General features: G+C 68.0%; 8 protein-coding genes. 5 read left to right on the top strand and 3 right to left on the bottom strand.

What is annotated here, in order from left to right:
• The 3 genes from QZ994_RS17300 to QZ994_RS17290 all read left to right on the top strand — a co-directional run.
• The coding region (locus tag QZ994_RS17300) for a methyl-accepting chemotaxis protein (RefSeq protein ID WP_290874576.1) at positions 1-748 on the top strand (748 nt) is incomplete at its 5' end.
• A 172-nt stretch (positions 749-920) separates the two neighbouring features.
• On the top strand, positions 921-1,805 hold the full coding sequence (locus tag QZ994_RS17295; protein WP_290874573.1) for an alpha/beta hydrolase: 885 nt from the start codon (positions 921-923) through the stop codon (positions 1,803-1,805).
• Between the two features lie 39 nt (positions 1,806-1,844).
• Positions 1,845-2,408, top strand: a complete 564-nt coding sequence (locus QZ994_RS17290) for a YaeQ family protein (protein ID WP_290874571.1) — start codon at positions 1,845-1,847, stop codon at positions 2,406-2,408.
• Here QZ994_RS17290 and QZ994_RS17285 read toward each other — a convergent pair whose 3' ends face one another.
• Together QZ994_RS17285 and QZ994_RS17280 are read right to left on the bottom strand one after the other, a co-directional pair.
• On the bottom strand, positions 2,409-4,082 hold the full coding sequence (locus QZ994_RS17285) for a long-chain-fatty-acid--CoA ligase (protein ID WP_290874568.1): 1,674 nt from the start codon (positions 4,080-4,082) through the stop codon (positions 2,409-2,411). It lies immediately after the preceding gene.
• Between the two features lie 105 nt (positions 4,083-4,187).
• Positions 4,188-5,381, bottom strand: a complete 1,194-nt coding sequence (locus QZ994_RS17280) for an amino acid aminotransferase (protein WP_290874565.1) — start codon at positions 5,379-5,381, stop codon at positions 4,188-4,190.
• A gap of 172 nt (positions 5,382-5,553) precedes the next feature.
• Here QZ994_RS17280 and QZ994_RS17275 point away from each other — a divergent pair, with 172 nt between their 5' ends.
• A complete protein-coding gene (locus QZ994_RS17275; protein WP_290874562.1) occupies positions 5,554-6,672 on the top strand; it encodes an S-(hydroxymethyl)glutathione dehydrogenase/class III alcohol dehydrogenase in 1,119 nt (372 codons plus the stop codon).
• Positions 6,673-6,695: 23 nt separating this feature from the next.
• A complete protein-coding gene (gene fghA, locus QZ994_RS17270; RefSeq protein ID WP_290874560.1) occupies positions 6,696-7,550 on the top strand; it encodes an S-formylglutathione hydrolase in 855 nt (284 codons plus the stop codon).
• A gap of 18 nt (positions 7,551-7,568) precedes the next feature.
• On the opposite strand, the gene QZ994_RS17265 is transcribed toward fghA, so the two are convergent.
• Positions 7,569-8,117, bottom strand: a 549-nt coding sequence (locus QZ994_RS17265; protein ID WP_367172340.1) for a hypothetical protein, incomplete at its 5' end; no start/stop codon positions are given.

The raw sequence follows: 8,117 nt of genomic DNA, 5'->3' as shown, positions 1-8,117 counted from the left end.
CGACGGCATCGCCTTCCAGACCAACATCCTGGCGCTGAACGCCGCGGTGGAAGCCGCCCGTGCCGGTGAACAGGGCCGCGGCTTTGCCGTGGTGGCCGGTGAGGTGCGCACCCTGGCGCAGCGCTCGGCCAATGCCGCCAAGGAGATCAAGACCCTGATCAACGCCTCGAGCGAGAAGGTCGAATCCGGCTCGCGCCTGGTGAAGGACGCCGGCGGCTCGATGAACGAGATCCTGACCAGCGTGCAGCGCGTGTCCGACATCATTGGCGAGATCAGCGCCGCCTCCACCGAACAGAGTCAGGGCATTGGCAGCGTCAACCAGTCGGTCGTGCAGCTCGACCAGATGACGCAGCAGAACGCCGCCCTGGTCGAAGAATCGGCCGCCGCCGCCGAAAGCCTGAAGGACCAGGCCAGCCGCCTGGCCGAAGCCGTCTCGGCGTTCAAGCTGGGACAGGGCCGCAGCGCCGCCACGGTGCGCCACATCGAGCCGGTCGCCCTGAGCAGCGGCCATGCTCAGGCCCACGGCGCCATCCACAAGGCCCAGGCCAGCAGCCACGCCCACATCGAAGACGCCAAGCCCGTGAGCAAACCGGCCTTCCACGCCAGCAAGCCGGCCGCACCCGCCTCGGCCCCGGCCAAGCCCAAGCTGGCCCTGAATGCGCCCCAGGCCCCCGTCGAACCCGCCTTCTCCTCGCCCAAGAGCGGGGGCAGCGGCACCACCGACGACGCCGACTGGGAAACCTTCTGAGCCCCGCCTCCCGCTCAGGGAGGCCCCTGCTCCACCGAACGCCGAGCGGCCCTGCGCCCCTCGGCGTTTTCACTGAGGCCAGCGCCGCACCGCGGCGGCGCAACTCCGCTACGCTCAGGGCCCCGCGCCACCGTGCGCCGACCACCCGGCCCACCGCACGGGCCTGTGCCGCATGAACACGCCCACGCCCTTCCCCGCCACGCTGCGCACCCGCGACGGCCTGGCCCTCGTCACCCACAGCTGGCCCCTGCCCGCCGGCACCCCGGCCCGGGGCGTTGCGCTCATCGTGCACGGCCTGGGAGAACACGTTCAACGCTACGCCCCTGTGGCCGCCCACCTCAACGCCCAAGCTTGGGCCGTGGTGGGCTACGATCACCGCGGCCACGGTCGATCGCCCGGCCCGCGAGGCCGCATCGCGCAGCACGACGACTTCCTGCACGACCTGGCCGTGGCGGTTGACGCAGCCCGGGCCACCTTCCCCGGCCTGCCCCTGCTGCTGGTGGGACACAGCCTGGGGGGCGCCATCGCCGGGCGCTTCGTGGCCGCCCAGGCGCAACCACCGGAGACCGCCTCCTCGGCCCCCTGGGCGCGCCCGGTCGACGCCCTGCTGCTGTCATCCCCCGCCCTGGCTGTGGACATGAGCCCGGTGCAGCAAGCCCTGCTGGCCACCGTGGGCGCCCTGCTGCCCGATGTGGCCGTGGCCAATGGGCTGAAGCCCGAATGGGTCTGCCACAACCCTGCCACCGTGGCCGCCTACGTGGCCGATCCCCTGGTGCACGACCGCGTCTCCGGCCGGCTCACCCGCTTCATCCTGGATGCGGGCGAGACCGTGCGCGCCCGCGCCCGCGGCTGGTCCACCCCCACCCTCATCCTCTGGGGTGGCGACGATCGCTGCGTGGCCCCACGCGGCTCCGAAGCCTTCCTGGCAGCGGCGCCCAAGGGCGTCGTGAGTGGCCAGCCCTTCCCCGCGCTCTCCCACGAAATCTTCCTGGAAGTGGAGCAGGCCACTGTGCTGCGCGTGGTGAGCGATTGGCTGGGCCTGGTTTTTGGGCGATGATCGCGGTCTTTGCTCCAGCGCGTTCCCACGTTTCCCATCATGGCGATCAAGGCCACCATCTACAAAGCCCAGCTCAACCTGGCCGACATGGACCGCAACGTCTACGTCGACACCAGCCTGACCATCGCCCGCCACCCGTCGGAAGCCGACGAACGCATGATGATCCGCGTGCTGGCCCTGGCCCTGAACTGGCCGGCCGACACCTCCGAGGGCACGCTCGAACTCGCCAAGGACATGTGGGAGCCCGACGAGCCCGCCCTGTGGCACAAGAACTTCTCTGACGAGATCCTGCAGTGGGTCGAGGTGGGCCAGCCCGACGACAAGCGCCTGATGAAGGCCTCGGGCCGCGCCCGTGCCGTCAGCCTCTACGCCTTCCAGAGCAGCACGCCCATCTGGTGGGACGGAATCGCCACCAAGCTCACGCGGGCCCGCAACCTCACGGTCTGGCAGATCCCGACCGAGCAGAGCCAGGCCCTGGCCAAACTCGCCCAACGCGCCATGCAGCTGCAGGTCAGCGTGCAGGATGGCAGCGTCTGGGTGAGCGGTGGCGACGGCCAGGACCAGATCGAGATCACGCCCATCAAGCTGATGGGCCCGGACTGATCACCCGCCGTCGCGCAGCATGCGGCGCAGGATCTTGCCCACGGGCGTCTTGGGCAGCTCGGAGCGGAACTCGATCACCTTGGGCCGCTTGTAGCCCGTGAGGTGCTGGGCGCAGTGGACGCGGATCGCCTCTTCGCTCAGATCGGGCCGGCTGCGCACCACCACCAGCTTGACGGCCTCACCGGCCTGCTCATCGGGGATGCCCACCGCCGCGCACTCCAGCACGCCCTCGAGCGAGGCCACCACGTCCTCCACCTCGTTGGGGTAGACGTTGAAGCCCGACACCAGGATCATGTCCTTCTTGCGGTCGACGATCTTGAAATAGCCGCGCTCATCAACCGTGGCGATGTCGCCCGTGCGGAAGAAGCCATCGGCCGTCATCACCTTGGCGGTTTCTTCAGGCCGCTGCCAGTAACCCGCCATCACCTGCGGGCCGCGCAGGGCCAGCTCGCCCGGCGTGTCCAACGGCAGCTCGTTCCCCTCGTCGTCGAGGATCCTGGCCTCGGTGCTGGGCAGGGGCAGGCCGATGGTGCCGCTGAAGCTGGTGCTGTTGGCCGGGTTGCCGATGGCACAGGGCGAGGTCTCCGACAGGCCATAGCCCTCGGCGATGGCGCAGCCTGTGCGCTCCTTCCAGAGCTTGGCCGTGGCGTGCTGCACCGCCATGCCGCCGCCCACGCTCAGGCGCAGGTGGCGCCAGTCGACCTTGTCGAAATCGGGATGGTGGGCCAGGGCGTTGAACAGGGTGTTGACCGCCGGGAAGCTGTGGAAGCGGTAGCGCGCCAGCTCCTTCAGCGTGGCGCCGAGGTCCCGCGGGTTGGGGATGAGGATGTTGCAGGCGCCCATGCGCATGCCCAGCATCATGTTCACCGTGAAACCGAAGATGTGGTACAGCGGCAAGGCACACACCATGGTGGCCTGCTCGCCCGCCGGGATCTGCTTCATCATCGGCGCATTCCAGGCCTCCGACTGCAGCAGGTTGGCGATGATGTTGCGGTGCAAAAGCGTGGCGCCCTTGCTCACGCCCGTGGTGCCGCCGGTGTACTGCAGCACGGCCACGTCCTCCGGACCCGGTGAGGCCTGCACCACACGCTGGCCCTGCCCTTGCGCCATGGCCTCCTTGAAGAGCACGGCCTTGGGGAGGTGGAAAGGCGGCACCATCTTCTTCACGCGGCGCACCACGTGGTTGACGATGTGGCCCTTGAGGAAGCCCAGCATGTCGCCCATGCTGGCCAGGATCACGTGCTGCACCGGGCTGCCCGGCAGCACCTGCTCGAGGGTGGCCGCGAAATTTTCGAGGATGAAAATGGCCTTGCTGCCCGAGTCGCTCAGCTGGTGAGCCAGTTCACGGGGCGTGTACAGCGGGTTGACATTGACCACCACATACCCCGCACGCAGGATGGCCGCCACGGCCACCGGGTACTGCGGGATGTTGGGCAGCATCACGGCCACGCGGTCACCCGGTTGCAGGCCCAGGCTCTGCAGGTAGGCACCCATGGCACGCGAGGCCTGGTCGATCTCGTCAAAACGCCAGGTCTGTCCCATGAAGCAGAAAGCGCTCAGGCGCGCATGGCGCGTGAAGGCATCGCTCATCAGTTCGACCAGCGAGCGGTAGGCGCTCGGGTCGATCTCGTGCGGCACACCCGTGGGGTAATGCTTCAACCAGATCTTGTCCATGGCTCCGGCCTCCTCAAGATGAGGCCCATTCTTGACCGGAAGCCCTCCGGGTGTGATCAGGGGATGCCCCTGATCACCGGCCCTGTTCACCGCCCCCGCGGTGGTTCAGCGCAGCACCTTGGCAAAGGCCTCGGCCACGCGGTCAACGTTGTTGGCGTTCAGACCCGCGGCGCACATGCGGCCCGAGCGCAGCACGTAGACGCCATGCTGCTCGCGCAGGGCGTCGGCCTGCTCGGGTGTCACACCGGTGTAGCTGAACATGCCGCGCTGGTCGATGAAGTAGCGCACGTCGCGGCCGGGCAGCTGAGCGACCACGCCGTCGTACAGGCGCTGGCGCATCACCTTGATGCGGTCACGCATGGCGGCCAGCTCGTCGGACCAGGCCTGACGCAGCGCAGGCGTCTGCAGCACGCGGGCCACGATCTGGCTGCCGTGGGTGGGCGGGCTGGAGTAATTGCGGCGCACGGCCGACATCAGCTGACCGGTCACCAGCTGAGCCTGGGCCTTGTCCGGGCAGACCACGCTCAGGCCGCCCACGCGCTCGCCATAAAGCGAGAAGCTCTTGGAAAACGAGTTGGCCACGAAGAAGGCCACGCCTGCATCGGCCAGGGCGCGCAGCGCGAAGGCGTCTTCCTCGATGCCGTCGCCAAAGCCCTGGTAGGCGATGTCGAGGTAGGGCAGCAGGCGGCGGGCCTTGAGCACCTCGATCAGCTGCGTCCATTGCGCATTGCTCAGGTCGACACCCGTGGGGTTGTGGCAGCAGGCATGCAGCAGGACGATGCTCTGCGCGGGCAGGGCATCGATGGCGGCCAGCATGGCGTCGAACTTCAGGCCCTTGGTGGCCGCGTCGTAATAGGGGTAGGTGTTGACCTGAAAGCCCGCGCCTTCGAACATGGCACGGTGGTTGTCCCAGGTCGGGTCGCTGACCCACACCTGCGAAGCCGGGAAATAGCGCTTGAGGAAATCGGCGCCCACCTTGAGGCCGCCCGAGCCGCCCAGGGTCTGGATGGTGGCAATGCGCCCCGCCTTCACCGCGTCATGGTCGGCACCGAAGAGCAGTTGCTGCACGGCCTCGCGGTAAGCGGGGTTGCCGGTCATGGGCAGGTAGGGTTTGGGGCCGATGCTGGCGAGCATGGCGGTTTCGGCCTCGCGCACGGCGGCCATCACGGGCAGGCGGCCTTCGTTGTCGAAGTAGATCCCGATGCTCAGGTTGATCTTGTCCTGGCGCGGGTCTTTCTGGAAGTCCTCGTTGAGGGTGAGGATGGGGTCGCCGGGGTAGGCGTCAACGTGCTGAAACATGCGGGGGCTCCGGTGCGAAGCGGGCGTCTGGCTGCGCCCACGAGCGACATTATCCGGAGTTGTGCGGTCTGAAACCGACATGTTCCTGCCTGATCGCGGCGCCCATGCCCACAGTGCGCAGCAGCCTTGCCATTTTTCGGTATCGTGCTGGCTGAAACCCAGAGGAGCACCCATGAAGACCCAAGCAGCCGTGGCCTGGAAGGCCGGATCCCCCCTGACCATCGAAACCGTCGACCTTGACGGGCCGCGCCATGGCGAAGTCCTGGTCGAGATCAAGGCCACGGGCATCTGCCACACCGATTACTACACCCTCTCGGGCGCCGACCCGGAAGGCCTCTTCCCCGCCATCCTGGGCCACGAAGGCGCGGGCGTGGTGGTCGATGTGGGCCCGGGTGTGACCTCGCTGCGCAAGGGCGACCACGTCATCCCGCTCTACACCCCTGAATGCCGCGAGTGCAAGTTCTGCCTGAGCCGCAAGACCAACCTGTGCCAGAAGATCCGCGGCACGCAGGGCAAGGGCCTGATGCCGGACGGCACCTCGCGCTTCTCGCTCAACGGTCAGCCCATCCTGCACTACATGGGCACCTCCACCTTTGCCAACCACATCGTGGCGCCCGAGATCGCGCTGGCCAAGATCCGGCCCGATGCCCCATTCGACAAGGTCTGCTACATCGGCTGTGGCGTCACCACCGGCATTGGCGCGGTGCTGTTCACCGCCAAGGTGGAGGCCGGCGCCAACGTGGTGGTGTTCGGCCTGGGTGGCATCGGCCTGAACGTGATCCAGGGCGCCAAGATGGTGGGCGCCGACAAGATCATCGGCGTCGACCTGAACCCCGAGCGCGAGGCCATGGCCCGCCAGTTCGGCATGACGCACTTCCTGAATCCGAAGGACATCGAAGCCGCCGGCGGCAACATCGTCGACGCCATCGTGCAGCTGACCGATGGTGGCGCCGACTACAGCTTCGAGTGCATCGGCAACACCAAGGTGATGCGCCAGGCTCTGGAATGCACGCACAAGGGCTGGGGCCGCTCCATCATCATCGGCGTGGCCGAGGCTGGCGCCGAGATCGCCACGCGCCCCTTCCAGCTGGTGACAGGCCGCAAGTGGGAAGGCTCGGCCTTCGGTGGCGCCCGCGGCCGCACCGACGTGCCCAAGATCGTCGACTGGTACATGGAGGGCAAGATCAACATCGATTCGCTGATCACCCACAAGCTCAAGCTGGCCGACATCAACGAAGGTTTCGACCTGATGAAGCGCGGCGAGTCGATCCGCTCGGTCGTCGAGTTCTGAGCCTGCAGCGCCGAAGGACAGCCATGACCCTCGAACTGATCAGCGAACACGCCTGCTTTGGCGGCGTGCAGCGCTACTACCGCCATGCCTCGGGGGCCATTGGCCTGCCCATGAAATTTGGCGTCTACCTGCCACCCCAGGCCCTGCAGCCCGGCGCCAAGGTGCCGGCGGTGGTCTACCTGGCCGGCCTGACCTGCACCGAAGAGACCTTCGCCATCAAGGCAGGGGCCCAACAGCACGCGGCACGCCTGGGCCTGGCCATCGTGACGCCAGACACCAGCCCGCGCGGCACCGAGGTGCCCGGCCAATCAGACGCCTGGGACTTCGGCCTGGGCGCGGGCTTCTACCTCGACGCCACCGAGCGCCCCTGGTCGGCCGCCTGGCAGATGGAAACCTACATCACCCAGGAACTGCACAGCCTGATCGCCCACCACCTGCCGGTGGACCCCGATCGCATCGGGCTGTTCGGGCATTCCATGGGCGGCCATGGCGCGCTCACGCTGGCGCTGCGCCACCCCGGTCAGTACAAGACGGTCTCGGCCTTTGCCCCGATCGCCAACCCGGTCAACTGCCCCTGGGGCGAAAAGGCCTTCACCGGCTACCTGGGGGTCTCGCGCCACACCTGGGGCGAACACGATGCCACCGAGCTGATGGCCCAGTACCCCGTGCCGCCCTACCCGCAAGGCATCCTGATCGACCAGGGTCTGGCAGACCAGTTCCTGCCCACGCAACTGCGTCCGGAAGCCTTCGAGGCCGCCTGCGCCGCCATCGGCCAGCCGCTGACGCTGCGCCGGCACGCCGGGTACGACCACGGGTACTACTTCATCCAGAGCTTTGTGGCCGACCACCTGGCGCACCACGCGCAGGGTCTGGGCTGACGCCAGCCCGCTGCTGGCTCAGGCTTCGTCTTTCTTGGGACGACCGGCCTTGAGCGGCGGCAGGGCCAGCAGCGCCTGCTTGAGCTGGGCATCGCTCAGCTTGGTGAGCACGGCCAGACCCGCGCGCAGCAACTCACTCTTGCGGGTTTCACGCTGGAAGCCCAGGGCGCGGGCCTTGAGCTCGGCCACCTGGGCGAATTCGGCTGCGGGCATGGTGAAGCTGTCTCGCACCAGCTTGGCCTTGGGCGCCTTGACGGGCTTCTCGGGCTTGGCGGCCTTCTCGACCTTGTCGGCCTTTTCTGGCTTGACCGGCTTCGCAGCCTTGGCCGCGGCTTTGGGGGAGGCCTTCTTGGCGGGCGCGGCCGCCTTCACCTTCGCGACCTTGGCCTTGGGCTCGTCGGCCACCGGAGCGGCTGCGGCCTTCGCCGGCTTGGCAGGCTTCTCTGTGGTGGCGGCGGCTGCCTTCTTCACCCTGCCCGCAGGCAGCGGCCAGGGGCTCTTGGCGCTCGGGGCCTTGACCACCTCGTTCAGGGTCGCCACCTTGCGGGCGGCCGGCTTCTTGGCGGC

This window comes from Aquabacterium sp. (assembly GCF_021768455.1).
Classification (GTDB): Bacteria; Pseudomonadota; Gammaproteobacteria; order Burkholderiales; family Burkholderiaceae_C; genus Aquabacterium.
Note: the sequence above shows the minus strand (reverse complement) of the source record. Positions and strands in the feature narration are given on the sequence as shown.

Excerpts from the sequence above, each read along its gene's own strand:
- QZ994_RS17295 (WP_290874573.1), top strand. The coding sequence starts at position 921 with ATGAACACGCCCACGCCCTTCCCCGCCACGCTGCGCACCCGCGACGGC.
- QZ994_RS17290 (WP_290874571.1), top strand. The coding sequence starts at position 1,845 with ATGGCGATCAAGGCCACCATCTACAAAGCCCAGCTCAACCTGGCCGAC.
- QZ994_RS17285 (WP_290874568.1), bottom strand. The coding sequence starts at position 4,082 with ATGGACAAGATCTGGTTGAAGCATTACCCCACGGGTGTGCCGCACGAG.
- QZ994_RS17280 (WP_290874565.1), bottom strand. The coding sequence starts at position 5,381 with ATGTTTCAGCACGTTGACGCCTACCCCGGCGACCCCATCCTCACCCTC.
- QZ994_RS17275 (WP_290874562.1), top strand. The coding sequence starts at position 5,554 with ATGAAGACCCAAGCAGCCGTGGCCTGGAAGGCCGGATCCCCCCTGACC.
- fghA (WP_290874560.1), top strand. The coding sequence starts at position 6,696 with ATGACCCTCGAACTGATCAGCGAACACGCCTGCTTTGGCGGCGTGCAG.